This window comes from Nonlabens ulvanivorans (genome assembly GCF_000732625.1).
GTDB classification, from domain to species: Bacteria; Bacteroidota; Bacteroidia; order Flavobacteriales; family Flavobacteriaceae; genus Nonlabens; species Nonlabens ulvanivorans.
This window is the reverse complement of the sequence record NZ_JPJI01000032.1, coordinates 1,041,822-1,057,493: the sequence shown is the minus strand read 5'-3', so window position 1 is coordinate 1,057,493 and position 15,672 is coordinate 1,041,822. Positions and strand designations below refer to the sequence as shown.

Genomic DNA, 15,672 nt, shown 5'->3' with positions numbered 1-15,672 from the left:
ATTGTAACCAGCTTTTTTAATTCATTCCCTACCTATTCCTCCAAAAGAATGGAGTTAATAATATCAATACGGTAAACAGTTCCAATCGTCCAATCAACATTAAAAAAGAACACCACCATTTCCCCAGTGCTGGTAGATTTGCAAAATTATCAACCGGTGATAGAGATCCAAATGCTGGACCTACATTTCCTAGGGAACTTAAAGCTCCACCTATAGCCGTTTCAAAATCCAGCCCAAGTGCCGCAAGTACTGTCGCTCCTATGATAAACGACAACATATACAGAATAAAGAATCCCAGGATATTGAAAACGATACCACTCTGTAATGCTTTACCGTTATAACGCACAGGTAAAATAGCATTAGGATGCAGTGTGCGTTTGAATTCCATAATACCATTACGTATTAATATGATGTGACGCATCACTTTTACTCCACCAGATGTAGATCCTGCACTACCACCTAAGAAAAACAACCCAAAACACATAATTGTTAAAAAAGGCGTCCATAACGTATAGTCTGCACTCACAAATCCTGTCGTTGTAATAATCGCTAACACTTGAAAACTTGCGTGTCGCATAGCACTTTCAAACTCGCCCCATACCATAGGATGATCAATAGTTGATAAACTTACATCTGCTTGAAAATAAATAAGCAATCCCGCAATAACACTAAACCCAATTACAAATCCACTATACCATTTAAACTCTGTATCTCTTATAATTTTGCTGAATTTCCCTTTGAATGCAAAATAGCTCAAGACAAAGTTCATCCCAGCAATGAACATGAATATGATGATAATCCATTGTATCACGGGTGCATCATTCCAATAAGCTACACTTGCATTTTTAGTAGAAAAACCTCCGGTAGATAGGGTGCTTAAAGCGTGGTTTACTGCGTCAAACCATCCCATTCCAGCGATACGTAGCAATACTGCTTCTATAGCTGTATAACTAACATAGATAAGCCACAATCTTTTTGCGGTATCAGTAATTCGTGGATGTAGTTTATCTGCACTAGGGCCTGGTGCCTCGGCCGCAAATAGTTGCATTCCTCCTATTCCTAAAAGCGGTAGTATGGCGACTGCTAACACTATAATCCCCATTCCTCCTATCCAATGCGTTAAACTGCGCCAGAAAAGAATCCCTTTTGGCATCGCCTCAATATCGTTAACAACACTAGCACCAGTAGTAGTAAAACCACTCATAGTTTCAAAAAACGCGTCTGTGTAGTTACCTATGGAACCAGTAAATATATAAGGCATCGTACCTGCAAATGCCATGATTAACCAACCTAGAGTAACTATTAAATAACCTTCTTTTTTATGTAAAACCTTCACATGGTTTCTCGTTAGATACATCACGATAGCACCTAATAAAATAGCAACAGCACTAGCTGCTAATATCTCATAACCTTCTGTTTCACGATATATAGCACTCACCAAAGCACATATCAACATAAAACCGCCATTAAATAGCAGCAATAACCCCATTATATAGGCGATGATCTGATAATTGAGTTTAGTCATTGTCATTTATAAAAATAACTTTTCTACCTTACTAATAGAGCGCGGTAATGAACAAACTACAACTCGATCTCCTTCTCTAACTTTAAAACTACCTAAGACAATATTACCTATTCCATCTCTTATTACACCACCTATAATAGCACTACGTGGTATATTAACATCTTTAATAAACTTATCACACATAGGACTTCCGGCTTTAACAATAAACTCCAGCAGTTCTGCATTCATGTTATTGAGTTTGGTCATCGCAACAACATCACCTTTTCTTATAAATCTGAAAATATTATTTGCTGCGAGCAGTTTTTTATTAATTAAAGTATCGATTCCTATACTATGTGAAAGCTGGAAGTAATCCATATTCTCCACTAAAGATATCGTTTTATTGACACTTTTAGATCGAGCCATAAGACACGATAAAATATTAGTTTCACTATTCCCTGTTACAGCAATAAAAGCATCCATCTCGTGGATACTTTCTTCTTGTAACAATTCAACATTACGTCCATCTCCATTAATAACTAGAGTTTCTGATAATTCATCTGCAAGATCAAAAGCCTTTTCTGCGTTTTGTTCAATAAGTTTAACATTGACTCCATTTGCAGATAAATGCTTTGCCGTTTGCTTCCCTATATTACTACCACCTAAGATCATGACGTTTTTCATCACATGCTTCGTCTTTCCTGTTAGCTTGTATAATTCTGCAACGCCATCAGTTGTAGTGATAAAATATACTTGATCACCTTCTTTAAACTGCGTATCACCACGAGGTATTAAAGTATATTGAGTGCCAAATCGTTGTATTGCAATAGGCATAAAATGTACTTCTGGGAATATCTCACCAGCTTCCTGAACTGTCTTACCTACAAATTGTGCTGTACGTTGCAAACTAACACCAACCATAGTAAGCGCACCATTTTCAAATTCGTAACTATCATTGAAGGCGCTTTGATTAAGCAATAATTCAATCTCTTTACTAGCTAAAGATTCAGGAGAGATTAATTCATCAATACCAAATTGCTGAAAACCTATTTCATCCTGAAAATCTAAAAACTCAGTATTGGTAATACGTGCAATGGTACGTTTTGCACCTAACTGTTTTGCCAGTACACATACGGTAATATTGGTAGTCTCGCTACTGGTTACGGAAATAACAAGGTCTGCGTCGTGAATATTAGCCTCTTGTAATATTTTAATAGAAGTAGCATCACCTCTCAACGCTCTAATATCCAAATGCGTATCTGCATAATGCAGATTTTCTTTAACTGGATCTATTAAGGTAATATTTTGCGACTCATAAGAAAGGAGTTTTGCAAGGTGGAAACCTACCTCTCCAGCTCCGGCGATAATGATCTTCATAAAATCTAATCTATAATTCAAAGATACTGGAAAGCTATAAAATCCAATGAGATAAGCTGATTTTTAGTAAGGTGTTGTTAATATTTTGCTTTCGCGAAAGCGTAATTACTCAAACCTCACTGCTCTACCTTATCTTTGTAACAAATTACTAGAATCGTGGCTCAAGAGGTTAAACCATATAACGAAGAAGATAGCAGTAAAAAGGAACAGGTGACTAAAATGTTTGACACTATAAGTGGAGAATATGATGGCCTTAATCGTATGATATCATTAGGTCTAGACCAAAAATGGCGTGCTAACGTGGTAGACATGATTGCTGCGACTAACCCAGATACGATCATGGATATCGCGACTGGGACTGGTGATCTAGTAATACAAATGGCGCAAAAGACGAATGCTTCTAAACTTATAGGGTTAGATATATCTAGTGGTATGCTTGAAGTTGGCAAGATAAAAGTTAAAAAGGAAGATCTAGACAATCGTATCGAGATGGTTTTAGGAGATTCTGAAGATTTACCTTTTGAAAATGATTCTATTGATGCTGTCACTGTTTCCTACGGTGTACGCAACTTTGAGGATTTAGAAAAAGGGTTATCAGAAATAAGACGTGTTCTTAAACCTCAAGGTATACTTGTGATACTTGAGACTAGTGTCCCTACTAAATTCCCATTTAAGCAAGGTTACTATGTATTTTCTAAATTAGTCGTTCCCACTATAGGTAAATTATTTTCCAAGGATAAGATAGCCTATGGATATCTTCAAAAAAGCGCCTCGACTTTTCCTTATGGTGAACGTTTCAACAATATTTTAAAGAAAGTTGGGTTTAATAATGTGGAACATTTTTTACAATTCCATGGTGCATCAACTATTTACAAAGCAATTAAATAATCATATGAGGTCAATTCTTATCCTTATTAGCCTGATGATAGGCTTTCAAGTCGCTAGTGCGCAATCTGTAAAGGAAAAAATATCTAATGATGCTACTGGTGGACAAGGTCAGATTGATGAGAAAAGATATACCTGGGGATATTTTTTAGGGCTTAATTCTTATGATTATAAATTTGATTATAATGAAGTTACAGATGATATCTTTGTAGAAACATCGATGGGTTTTAATGTAGGGCTAATTGGTGATTTAAAAATCAACAATTATATAAACCTAAGATTAGAACCAGGAATAAGTTTTGTTACTAGAACTTTGAACTTTGAAGACCCTTCATTTACAATGCCTGGTGATTTTGAAAGAGAAGTAACCTCTACTTACATCAACGTCCCTTTACTAGTCAAGTTTTCAACTAAAAGATTAAATAACTGGAAACCTTTTATTGTAGGTGGCGCCTCGTGGTCACGTAATCTATCCAGTAATGAAGAGAATCCTAATGATAATAGTGCAAATCAGTTCCGTCAGGTGACTAATGTGTTTAATTATGAATTAGGTTTCGGGATTGACTTTTACTTGTATTATTTTAAATTCACTCCTTCAATAAGAGGAGTGTTTGCTATTAATGACGAGTTAGTAAGAGACGTGGATCCTAACAGTCCGTATACTGGAAACATTTCTAGTATGCAATCTAGAGGGATTTTCTTAAACTTTACTTTTCAGTAGAGCGTCTCCATTCTCCTAAAACTACGGCTGTAGCCATTGCTACATTAAGACTTTCAGTACTAGGTTGAGAGCCGTATTGTGGAATACTTATTTTACTACCCAAGCTCATAATTTCTTCAGAAATACCAGCAGATTCATTTCCCATTACAAGAATACCATTTTCAGGCAGGCTCATATTGTAAATAGACGTGCCGTCCATAGCTGTTGTATAGATATCAAGCTGTGCGTCTTTAAGAAACTCTTCTAAGTTTACATAATCCACTTGCACTCTACCTAATGAAGCCATCGAGGCCTGAACACATTTAGGATTAAAAACATCCACAGTTTCTTCAGAACAAATTATTTGTTTGATATCAAACCAATCGCACAACCTTATGATAGTCCCTAGGTTACCTGGATCTTTAACATCATCAAGCGCTACAACTAGCCCATCCACATTAATTTCTTTTTTTACAGGCATCTCAAATACTGCGAGGTAACCTGGAGGCGTTTTCAATGTAGAGACACCTGACATATCTTTTTTTGAGATAATATCAGTAGGTAAAGAATCTAATGCATGATGACCTTCAGTCACGAGAACTTGTTGACGTACTAAATCTGTTTGAGATAATTCTAGAATAGACTTATAACCTTCTACTAGAAAAAGCTGATGATCATCACGATTCTTTTTACGTGAGAGACTTTTGAGAAGCTTTAATCTGCTTTTTGTAACCATTTATAATTGTATTTTTGACTATCCATATGAAGAAATCGAGTCTACTTGCAAAAATAGGTTTAATTATCACGGTTATCATAGTCCTAACTTCTTGTAATGCTATAAAACGTGTGCCTGAAGGTAAAAAACTATTGGTAGACAATACTATTCTTGTTGATAGTGTTGCCCCTAAAGACCCTAGAGTTAAAACTTTACTGGTCCAGCAGCCTAATAACCGAATTCTTACCGTTCCTGTTGGACTTCACTTTTACAATTTAGCAAGACCACACAGAGATTCTATCTATTTAAAATGGATGCAAGAAAACCCAAACGGTCTCAAACGCCGCAATAAAATCTTATCAGAAAAACAAACGATTCAGTTAGGTCAAAGTTTAGTGGACTTTAATAGCTGGATAAAACGTACCGGAGAAGAACCAGCAATACTGGAATTAGATGACATCACGAAATCTAAAGAAAGACTTAGAGCCTGGTACTGGAATCAAGGATGGTTCAATACCGAGGTAACCCATGAAATAATTGATAGTGATAAAAAACAACGTGCTGAAGTTGTTTACACCATTAAAAAACACCAGTCCTATAAGGTTGATAGTATTAAAACTCGCATATCATCTCCACTAGTAGATTCTTTGTATCAAGCAAATACTGGAGGACAACTTATCACTGCCGGCGAGCAATATTACACTCCAGATTTTAATGCAGAACGAGATCGATTAATGACCTTATTCCGCAACAACGGGATTTTTTACATGGAAAAAGAATTCATCAAATTTGAAGGAGACACTGTAAACACAAAGCATAAAGCAAACATTGCTGTAATTATAGATGACAGAGAAATTAAGGATGGTGATTCTATTATTAAAAAACCTTTTCTTATTCATAAAATAAGTAAAATCAATGTCTACCCAGATTATGAAGAAGCATTAGCCAGCAGTATACCAGACACTACTAGATATAAAAACATTAACATTATAAGATATGGGGAAAAGAAGTATCGCAATTTTGTCCTTGCAGACGCTATTTTCTTTCATGAAGGTGATATCTATAGAGATATTGACAGAGACAGAACTTTTAATAGAATTACAGAATTAAAAAGTTTTTATACTCCTTCCATAAGATTAGAACCGGACCCAGCAGATTCTACCGGCGTTAGCTTAATCGCAAACATTCTTCTAACATCAAAAAAGAAATTCTTCTTAAAAAATAGTGCAGAAACTACACATAGTAATATTCAAGCTTTAGGAATAGGACTAAACAGCTCATTAGTCATTAGAAACCTTTTCCAAGGCAGTGAATTATTAGACATCAATTTTAGAGGAAGTATAGGCGCTAGTGCAGATGGTGCTTCAGGTGATTCTCGATTTTTTGATTTACAAGAATATGGAGCAGATGCACGTTTAAGCTTCCCTAGACTCTTCTTTCCTATTAAAACAGAAAAATTAATTCCTAAATACATGTCACCTAGCACTAACCTATCTATAGGTTTTGTAAGCCAGACCAATATAGGATTAGATAAGACTAGTTTTAATAGTATTTTGAGTTATCGATGGAAACCCAAACCTACTAACACTAGTAGATTTGATTTAATTAACGCTCAATATGTGCGCAATCTTGATCCTGGAGATTTCTTTAATGTATACAACAGTACTTATAATAGTCTCAATGCCGTTGCTGAAGATTTGAACATCAACAACCCTATATACTTGAATGATGATAATGATTTAAGTATTCCACAAGGGACATCCTTATTTACTAGAGATGTCTTGAATGGCAGTATCGCTACTACTAGTGACCAAAGAGAAACAGTGCGTAATATAGAAGAGCGCAGGGATCGATTAACACAAAACAACCTTATTGTATCAACTAGTTATAACTGGATTAGAAACACACAAAAAGGAATCTATGACGATGACTACTCCTTGTTCAGTATAAGAGTAGAGTCTGCAGGAAACGTATTAGCAGGAATCACTTCTTTAGTCGGAGAACCTACTAATAGTGATGGAAACAGAACTGCATTTGGAGTAGAATACTCTCAATATGCAAAAACAGAAATCGACTATATAAAACACTGGCAGCTTTTTAGTAATAACGTATTTGCTATAAGAGCCTTCGGTGGAATAGCGATTCCATATGGCAATTCTGACAACATACCTTTTACTCGATCTTTCTTTGGTGGTGGCCCTAACGACAACAGAGCATGGCAGGCATATGAACTAGGACCTGGTAGTACTGGTGGAATTAATGACTTTAATGAAGCAAATATGAAACTTGCTTTTAACGGTGAGTATCGCTTTACTATTAATGGTAGCTTTAAAGGAGCCCTATTTGTAGACGCAGGAAATATCTGGAACGTGTTAGATAATGAAGATAACCCAGACGCACAGTTTAAAGGAATTGCAGACCTATCTACTATATCCGTAGGATCAGGATTCGGTATTAGATATGACTTTGGATTTTTTGTTTTGAGATTAGATACAGGTTTTAAAACTTTCAACCCAGCACTAGAAGAAGGTCGCAGGTGGTTTAAAGAGATAAAAATACCTAAAGCAGTATTTAATGTAGGTATCAATTATCCATTCTAGTATCAGGTTTATCGAGCCTATATTTTCCTTACTTTTGTAATCCAACTTTAAGAAATATCATGAGTCATAATATCAAACCAGGTGTTGCCACAGGTAACCAAGTTCAAGAAATATTCAACCATGCAAAGGCAAATGGTTATGCCCTACCAGCCGTTAACGTAGTAGGATCAAATACTGTTAACGCTGTGATGGAAACCGCTGCAGAGTTGAACTCACCAGTGATTATACAGTACTCAAATGGAGGAAGTGTATTCAACGCTGGTAAAGGACTTAACAATGATGGTCATCGTGCTGCTATTCTTGGAGGAATCGCTGGAGCAGAACATGTTCACAGACTAGCAGAAGCATATGGAGCTACTGTAATACTTCACACAGACCACTGTGCAAAAAAATTACTTCCTTGGATCGATGGATTACTAGATGCTAGTGAAACTCGCTTTCGCGAAAGCGGTAAATCACTATACTCTTCTCACATGATTGACCTTAGTGAAGAACCACTTGAAGAGAATATCGAAATATGTAAAAGATATCTAGAACGCATGTCTAAAATGGACATGACTCTAGAAATAGAGTTAGGTATTACCGGTGGTGAGGAAGATGGTGTAGACAATAGTGATGTTGATGAATCAAAATTATACACTCAACCAGAAGAGGTAGCATATGCTTATGAAGAGCTAAAAAAAGTAAGTGACCGTTTTACCATCGCAGCAGCATTTGGTAACGTACACGGTGTATATAAACCTGGGAATGTAAAATTAACTCCTAAGATTTTAAAGAATTCACAAGAATATATCACCCAAAAGTATGGCGTTGAGCACAATCATATCGACTTTGTATTTCATGGCGGATCAGGTTCAACACTAGAAGAAATTAGAGAAGCAATAGGTTATGGTGTTGTAAAAATGAACATCGATACCGATTTACAATGGGCTTTTGCTACAGGTGTAAAAGGTTATATGGATACAAACAATGATTTTTTACTATCACAAATAGGAAATCCGACTGGAGCAGATGCTCCAAATAAAAAATACTATGATCCACGCAAATGGTTACGCGTAGGTGAAGAAAGTTTTAAAGCACGCTTAAAAGCTGCCTTTGAAGACTTAAACAACATCAATACATTATAGAACAACCCGAGCATTTAAATCATTAATGATTTAAATGCTTTTTTTATGGAAAAAGATATGGCTTGGTTTAAAAGAGATAAAAAAGGAATCACTACGCCTACTGAGGCAAAGAAAGATACTCCTAAAGGTCTGTGGTATAAATCACCGACTGGTAAAATTGTAGACGCAGAGCAATTAAAGAATAATTACTACGTAAGTCCAGAAGATGGATACCACGTGCGCATAGGTAGTAATGAATATTTTGAAATCCTTTTTGACGATAATAAGTTCAAAGAACTTAATGCAAAAATGACTTCAAAGGACCCATTAAAATTTGAGGACTCAAAAAAATATGTGGATCGTCTAGAAGACGCAAAGAAAAAATCAGGATTAAAAGATGCAGTAAGAACTGCTGTAGGTAAATCTGGTGGACATGACCTAGTTGTTGCCTGTATGGATTTTGGATTCATAGGTGGATCAATGGGTAGTGTTGTAGGAGAAAAAATCGCTCGTGCAGCAGACTATTCTTTAAAAAACAACATTCCATTTATGATCATATCAAAGTCTGGTGGTGCTCGTATGATGGAAGCCGCATTATCATTAATGCAATTAGCAAAAACTAGTTCCAAACTCGCACAACTGGCAGATGCAGGAATACCTTATGTATCACTTTGTACAGACCCTACTACTGGTGGTACCACAGCATCATTTGCTATGTTAGGTGATATCAATATAGGAGAACCTGGTGCACTAATCGCATTTGCAGGACCACGTGTAGTAAGAGACACTACCGGTAAGGAATTACCAGAAGGTTTTCAAACTGCAGAGTTCTTACTAGAAAAAGGGTTCCTAGACTTTATCGTACCTAGACATGAGTTGAAAGAGAAAGTGAATCTTTACTTGAACTTGATACTTAATAGAGAGGTACCAATCGTTTAGCACTGAAAATTTAAATTTATAAAACGCCTGTAATTTTAAATCACAGGCGTTTTTAATTTAAAGATATTTATAGAGTAATTGGATTTAATTAAAAGTGTATCTTTGCAGCCACTTTAAGAACAAGTCTTATCGTGAAGTCAGATCATCTGACGTACATAATATTCATTATAAAATAATTTTGGCATGTATTTAGCTCCAGAAAAAAAAGCAGAGATTTTCGCAAAGTACGGAAAAGACGCAAACGACACAGGTAACACTGATGCGCAAATCGCATTATTCACTTACCGTATTAACTATTTAACAGGACACCTTAAAAACAACCGTCATGACTACAATACAGAGCGTAGTCTAGTGAAACTGGTAGGTAAAAGACGTTCTCTTCTTGATTACAAAATGAAGAAAGATATCGTTGCTTATCGTGAGTTGATTAAGGACTTAGGTATTAGAAAGTAAAGAATTGGGGACCTTGTGTCCCCTTTTTTATTTTATATAAGTAGGAGAGCTTATCTCTATTCCGCTTTCGCGAAAGCAGAATTAAAACAAATCATCGCGACATTACAAAAGCTGGTTTCTCACAAAGTAAACGCCTTCTCTACTCACAACTTGAGATTAACGTTTAACTATAATTATGAAACCACAAGTTTTTAAACAAGTGATTAAAATGGCTAATGGGCCAGATATCACTATCGAAACTGGAGCGCTTGCAAAACAAGCACATGGATCTGTTGTGATCACATGTGGTAAAGCAATGCTTCTAGGAACTGTAGTGTCCAGCTACAAATCTACTGGACTAGATTTTCTTCCACTTACTGTAGATTACCGTGAGAAATTTGCCGCTGCCGGTAAATATCCTGGTGGATTCTTCAAGCGTGAGGCACGTCCTAATGATGGAGAAGTACTTACTATGCGTCTAGTGGACCGTGTATTACGTCCATTATTTCCTAAAGATTACCATGCAGAGGTTCAGGTAATGATTCAGTTGATGTCTCATGACCCAGAAGTAATGCCAGACGCTATGGCTGGTCTTGCGGCGAGTGCTGCCATACAATTATCTGATTTACCATTTGAATGTCCTATTTCTGAAGTACGCGTTGCACGTGTAGATGGTGAATTTGTAATCAACCCTAGTTATGCTGAATTAGAAGCTGCAGACCTAGAGATGATGATAGGTGCTAGTGCAGACTCTGTAATGATGGTAGAAGGTGAAATGGAAGAGATCTCTGAAGAAGAAATGATCGCTGCCATTAAAGCCGCTCACGAAGCTATCAAGGATCAATGTGCTGCTCAAGTTGCCCTTGCAGAGCAAGTAGGTAAAAAAGAAGTACGTGAGTACGAAGGAGAAAAAGAAGATGCGGATATCGAGGCTAAGGTTGCAGAATTAGCTTACCAAAAAGTGTACGATGTTGCTAAAAAAGGAAGTGCAAAGCACGAACGTAGCGCAGCATTCTCTGAAATTAAAGAAGAAATCAAAGCAACTTTCTCAGAAGAGGATCAAGCTGAAAATGGAGATCTAATCTCTAAATATTTCAACAAAACACACAAAAAGGCAGTACGTGATGTACTACTTAATGAAGGTATACGTTTAGATGGTCGTAAGACTACAGACATACGTGATATATGGTGTGAGGTAGATTACCTTCCATCTACACACGGTAGTGCAATTTTCTCTCGTGGAGAAACTCAAGCGCTTGCTACAGTAACTTTAGGAACTTCTAGAGATGCAAATGTTATAGACATGGCGTCACAAGAAGGAGAAGAGCGCTTCTACTTACACTACAACTTCCCACCATTTTCAACTGGAGAAGCTCGCCCATTAAGAGGTACTTCTAGAAGAGAGATAGGTCACGGTAACCTTGCACAACGTGCGTTAAAGAAAATGTTACCAGAAGACCTTCCTTATACAGTAAGAGTAGTATCTGAAGTACTAGAATCTAACGGTTCCTCTTCTATGGCAACAGTTTGTGCTGGTACAATGGCTCTTATGGATGCTGGTTTACCTATGAAAAAGCCAGTTTCTGGAATCGCTATGGGATTGATTACTGATGGTAGTAACTATGCCGTACTTTCCGATATTTTAGGTGATGAAGATCACTTAGGAGACATGGACTTTAAAGTTACAGGTACTGAAGATGGTATCACAGCTTGTCAAATGGATATTAAAGTAAAAGGTCTTTCTTATGAAATCCTTACTAATGCTTTAATGCAGGCTAGAGATGGTCGTATGCACATATTAGGAAAACTAACGGACACTATCCCTGCACCTGCTGCAGATGTGAAACCACATGCTCCTAAAATGGAATCTTTAGAGATCGAAGGTAAATTCATCGGTGCTGTAATAGGACCTGGTGGAAAAGTTATTCAAGAGATGCAAAAAGAAACAGAAACTGTCATCAACATCAAGGAAGATGGTGATATGGGTGTTATCGAGATTGCTGGTACAGATCGTGCTAAGATTGACGCTGCTCTAGAAAAAATCAGAAATATTATTTTTGAGCCAACAGTTGGTGAAGTATACAGTGTTAAAGTTGTGAAAATGCTAGACTTTGGTGCTGTAGTAGAATTACGTCCTGGTAAAGAAACTTTACTTCACGTAAGTGAATTTGATTACAAGCGTATTGAAGATCCATCTACAGTTCTTAAAGTAGGAGATGTTCTTGATGTAAAATACATGGGTGTAGATCCACGTACTAAAAAGCAAAAAGTATCTCGTAAAGAATGTATGCCAAAACCAGAAGGTTGGGTAGAGCGTCCACCACGCAAGCGTGATGACAGTCGTTCTAACGATCGCCGTGGAGGAAGACGTGACGACCGTCGTAGAGATGATAGACCACGTCGTGATAATGACTCTAAATCTGAGTAATTAGATTTTTGTTTTGCTTTTGCGAAAAAAAATAAATTTAAAATGCCTCTTGAAATTTCAAGAGGCATTTTTTTTAAAAAATAGTAATATTAACAAAGAATATGCCATTTTCTATAATATTTTATCGCTTTTATATAATCTTTAGTTTCAGGAAAACGATTTTGTAATTTCTTTTTGAACTTCTTTACCATCCAAAAATAATAACAAATACCAACACCTATCGTTGCAACAAACATTGGTATCGAATCACCGTAAGAAAACCTTAAAACAATCCAGATAATTAAGGAAATATAAAGAGGCAATGTAATTGTTAATAACGCTTGATTTCTTGTTTTTTTGTCCATCGCTAAATCTTTTAACATTTTTTACATTCTACCGAACATACACCAACATCAAAACATTTATCCTCACCTCTACATGCATTAGTTCCTGTCACAATTATACTATCACAATGATCAGCTAAAGAGTCTACAACGAGATACACTACCAGAACAACACATGGAGGACATGCCATAGTTTGATAAGATCCAGCACTATTAAAAGAACCTATTGCTCTTATATCATCCAAGTAATTACTTATATTACTATAACCTGAATTGAAAACGAAATGCTCTTTAGTCACGTTATTAAATGTTGCATTGAAAGAATCTAAACTTGAATTTTCTTCAATAGTAATATCATACGGGAGGTTTTCACTAGAAAGAGAAATCGATCCATCCGGCTGATTAATCACGTTTATTAAGCCAATTGATTCGGAAAGAAATATTCCCGTTCCCTCTTCAATGATAAAATTAGGATTTGAATAATTCTCATTAAAAACATATAATCTATTATTATTGGTGAAAGTGAGATTTCCAGTTGTGATTTTTAATTCAGAATTAAGCGATACTCTTTCATTATTTACATCTTCCTTACTGCAAGAATTTAATATTGAACAAAATCCTAAAAATAGAAATGGTAAAAATTTAAAATACTTTTTCATTTTTATAAATTTAATATGTAACGCCTACTCTTAACGTTTTTCGGCTTACCTCGTTTTTAGGGGATTTTCATTGAGATTTGCAAATCTTGTACAAATCAAAAAAAAAACATTCGTAGTCAAGCTGTTAAGAACTCATTAATAGGCTTTTTGCATATTTTTAACTCGTTGTAAATATTATATTTAATAAAGATTCAAATACTTTATTCTTACAATTAAACGTATTGAACTTTCTTTATAATCAGCCTGATTTTGCTTACTATTCAACAAGCAATTAATCTGAAAAACTCATCACAAAAACCTAAATTTGCAAAACCTTAAAACACACAAGATGTCTAAACTTATCGCACCATCAGTACTTGCCGCAGATTTTGCTAACCTACAACGTGATGTAGAAATGATCAATCGTTCTGAGGCTGACTGGTTTCACATTGATATTATGGACGGTGTTTTTGTTCCTAATATTTCTTTTGGGATGCCGGTTTTAAGAGATATCGCAAAGCACGCGACCAAAACTATAGATTGTCATTTAATGATCGTTGATCCTGATCGTTATGTAAAGACCTTTGCAGATTTAGGTTGTGATATTCTTACAGTACATTATGAAGCGTGTACACATTTACATAGAACACTACAATTGATTAAATCTCATGGAATGAAGGCTGGTGTAGCGTTGAATCCTCATACTTCTGTGGGTTTATTGAAAGACACTATCAAAGATATAGACATGGTATGTATCATGAGTGTGAATCCAGGTTTCGGTGGTCAAAGCTTTATTGAAAATACTTATGATAAAGTAAAGGAGCTTAAAAACATGATTACTGAAAAAGGTGCCGATACTCTTATAGAAATAGATGGTGGTGTTACGGATAAAAATGCAAAACAACTTGTAGATGCTGGTGCAGATGTGCTAGTAGCAGGTAGTTATGTATTTAAATCAAGTGATCAAGTCGCTACCATAGCTGGACTTAAAAGCATGGTTAATCCTGCCATCTAGAGTAATGATATCGACTAACATCGACTTATATATTAATGGATAGCAAAATCATTTATGATGTTATAATTATAGGTGCTGGTCCTATAGGTTTAGCCTGTGGACTAGAGGCACAAAAAGCTGGTTTACGCTATCTTATTATAGAAAAAGGTGCACTGGTAAACTCGCTATATCATTATCCAGTAAACATGAATTTCTTCTCCACTAGTGAAAAGCTTGAAATTGATGAAGTCCCATTTATATCTAAAGAGTCTAAACCTAGTAAACAAGAATCGTTAGAATATTATCGTCGTATAGCAACATCTAAAAAGCTAGAGATACGCCTTTATGAAAAAGTAATGGCTGTTTCTAAAGACGTAGAGTTTACGATTACAACCTCAAAAGATGAATATTTTAGTAAGCATATCATCATCGCCACTGGGTTCTATGACATTCCGGTAAAATTAAATATACCAGGAGAAGATCTAGATAAATTAAACCATTATTACCACGATCCACACGCATATGCGTTTTTAGAAACAGTAGTTATAGGTGCTAGTAATAGTGCAGTAGATGCGGCGTTAGAAATTTACAGAAAAGGTGGAAAAGTCACCATGATTGTACGTGGAGAACAGATAGGTGATCGAGTTAAATATTGGGTACGCCCAGATATTATTAACCGTATTGAGGAAGGCAGTATTAAAGCACATTTTAATGCCACACTTACACGTATTGATGAAACCACTGTAACGTTTACAAAAGATGGTAAAACTCACACTATTGCAAATGATCAAGTACTAGCCCTTACCGGTTATCAACCTAACTTTGAGTTTTTAAAATCAATAGGCATACAACTTTCTGGACCTCATAAAATTCCAGTATATGATTCCCATACTATGGAAACTAATGTAAAAGGTATTTATCTAGCTGGTGTTATATGCGGTGGACTGGAGACTCATAAATGGTTTATAGAGAACAGTCGCGTGCATGCACCGATGATTATAAAAGCTATTGTATCAGAAAGATAGTTAGGT

At 35.9% G+C, this 15,672-nt stretch carries 14 protein-coding genes; 9 read left to right on the top strand and 5 right to left on the bottom strand.

The window, feature by feature from the left end; all coding sequences use genetic code 11:
* Positions 1-28 precede the first annotated feature (28 nt).
* Together IL45_RS11880 and trkA are read right to left on the bottom strand one after the other, a co-directional pair.
* Positions 29-1,525 (bottom strand): TrkH family potassium uptake protein, encoded by a 1,497-nt coding sequence (locus tag IL45_RS11880; protein WP_036585331.1) that lies wholly within the window; start codon positions 1,523-1,525, stop codon positions 29-31.
* Positions 1,526-1,531: 6 nt separating this feature from the next.
* Positions 1,532-2,881 carry a Trk system potassium transporter TrkA gene (gene trkA, locus IL45_RS11875; protein WP_036584218.1) on the bottom strand — a complete coding sequence of 450 codons (1,350 nt, stop codon included), beginning with the start codon at positions 2,879-2,881 and terminating at the stop codon, positions 1,532-1,534.
* Between the two features lie 156 nt (positions 2,882-3,037).
* On the opposite strand from trkA, the gene ubiE reads away from it, so the two are divergent.
* Together ubiE and porT are read left to right on the top strand one after the other, a co-directional pair.
* Positions 3,038-3,769, top strand: a complete 732-nt coding sequence (gene ubiE, locus IL45_RS11870; RefSeq protein WP_036584215.1) for a bifunctional demethylmenaquinone methyltransferase/2-methoxy-6-polyprenyl-1,4-benzoquinol methylase UbiE — start codon at positions 3,038-3,040, stop codon at positions 3,767-3,769.
* 4 nt (positions 3,770-3,773) lie between these two features.
* A complete protein-coding gene (porT, locus tag IL45_RS11865) occupies positions 3,774-4,487 on the top strand; it encodes a type IX secretion/gliding motility protein PorT/SprT (RefSeq protein ID WP_036585329.1) in 714 nt (237 codons plus the stop codon).
* Here porT and IL45_RS11860 read toward each other — a convergent pair.
* Positions 4,474-5,202 (bottom strand): TrmH family RNA methyltransferase, encoded by a 729-nt coding sequence (locus tag IL45_RS11860; RefSeq protein WP_036584211.1) that lies wholly within the window; start codon positions 5,200-5,202, stop codon positions 4,474-4,476. The genes porT and IL45_RS11860 overlap by 14 nt on opposite strands.
* Positions 5,203-5,228: 26 nt before the next feature.
* On the opposite strand from IL45_RS11860, the gene tamL reads away from it, so the two are divergent.
* From tamL to IL45_RS11835, 5 genes are all read left to right on the top strand, one after another.
* On the top strand, positions 5,229-7,781 hold the full coding sequence (gene tamL, locus IL45_RS11855) for a translocation and assembly module lipoprotein TamL (protein WP_036584208.1): 2,553 nt from the start codon (positions 5,229-5,231) through the stop codon (positions 7,779-7,781).
* Positions 7,782-7,840: 59 nt separating this feature from the next.
* Complete coding sequence (fbaA, locus tag IL45_RS11850) at positions 7,841-8,908, top strand: class II fructose-bisphosphate aldolase (protein ID WP_036584206.1); 1,068 nt, start codon at positions 7,841-7,843, stop codon at positions 8,906-8,908.
* A 57-nt stretch (positions 8,909-8,965) separates the two neighbouring features.
* Positions 8,966-9,826 (top strand): acetyl-CoA carboxylase, carboxyltransferase subunit beta, encoded by an 861-nt coding sequence (gene accD / locus IL45_RS11845; RefSeq protein ID WP_006796041.1) that lies wholly within the window; start codon positions 8,966-8,968, stop codon positions 9,824-9,826.
* Positions 9,827-10,009: 183 nt separating this feature from the next.
* Positions 10,010-10,279 carry a 30S ribosomal protein S15 gene (gene rpsO, locus IL45_RS11840; RefSeq protein WP_036584203.1) on the top strand — a complete coding sequence of 90 codons (270 nt, stop codon included), beginning with the start codon at positions 10,010-10,012 and terminating at the stop codon, positions 10,277-10,279.
* 175 nt (positions 10,280-10,454) lie between these two features.
* A complete protein-coding gene (locus tag IL45_RS11835) occupies positions 10,455-12,686 on the top strand; it encodes a polyribonucleotide nucleotidyltransferase (RefSeq protein ID WP_036584201.1) in 2,232 nt (743 codons plus the stop codon).
* An 89-nt stretch (positions 12,687-12,775) separates the two neighbouring features.
* On the opposite strand, the gene IL45_RS11830 is transcribed toward IL45_RS11835, so the two are convergent.
* Both IL45_RS11830 and IL45_RS11825 read right to left on the bottom strand, forming a co-directional pair.
* Positions 12,776-13,048: a hypothetical protein gene (locus tag IL45_RS11830; protein ID WP_036584198.1), complete on the bottom strand. Its 273-nt coding sequence runs from the start codon at positions 13,046-13,048 to the stop codon at positions 12,776-12,778.
* Positions 13,042-13,668: a hypothetical protein gene (locus IL45_RS11825; protein ID WP_036584195.1), complete on the bottom strand. Its 627-nt coding sequence runs from the start codon at positions 13,666-13,668 to the stop codon at positions 13,042-13,044. The genes IL45_RS11830 and IL45_RS11825 overlap by 7 nt, the downstream gene beginning before the upstream one ends.
* A 328-nt stretch (positions 13,669-13,996) precedes the next feature.
* Between IL45_RS11825 and rpe the strand changes: the two genes are divergently transcribed.
* Both rpe and IL45_RS11815 read left to right on the top strand, forming a co-directional pair.
* The gene (gene rpe, locus IL45_RS11820) at positions 13,997-14,662 is read left to right on the top strand and encodes a ribulose-phosphate 3-epimerase (RefSeq protein ID WP_036584192.1); all 666 of its coding nucleotides are present in this window, start codon (positions 13,997-13,999) and stop codon (positions 14,660-14,662) included.
* A gap of 35 nt (positions 14,663-14,697) precedes the next feature.
* Positions 14,698-15,666 carry a YpdA family putative bacillithiol disulfide reductase gene (locus IL45_RS11815; RefSeq protein WP_036584190.1) on the top strand — a complete coding sequence of 323 codons (969 nt, stop codon included), beginning with the start codon at positions 14,698-14,700 and terminating at the stop codon, positions 15,664-15,666.
* The last annotated feature ends 6 nt before the right edge of the window (positions 15,667-15,672 follow it).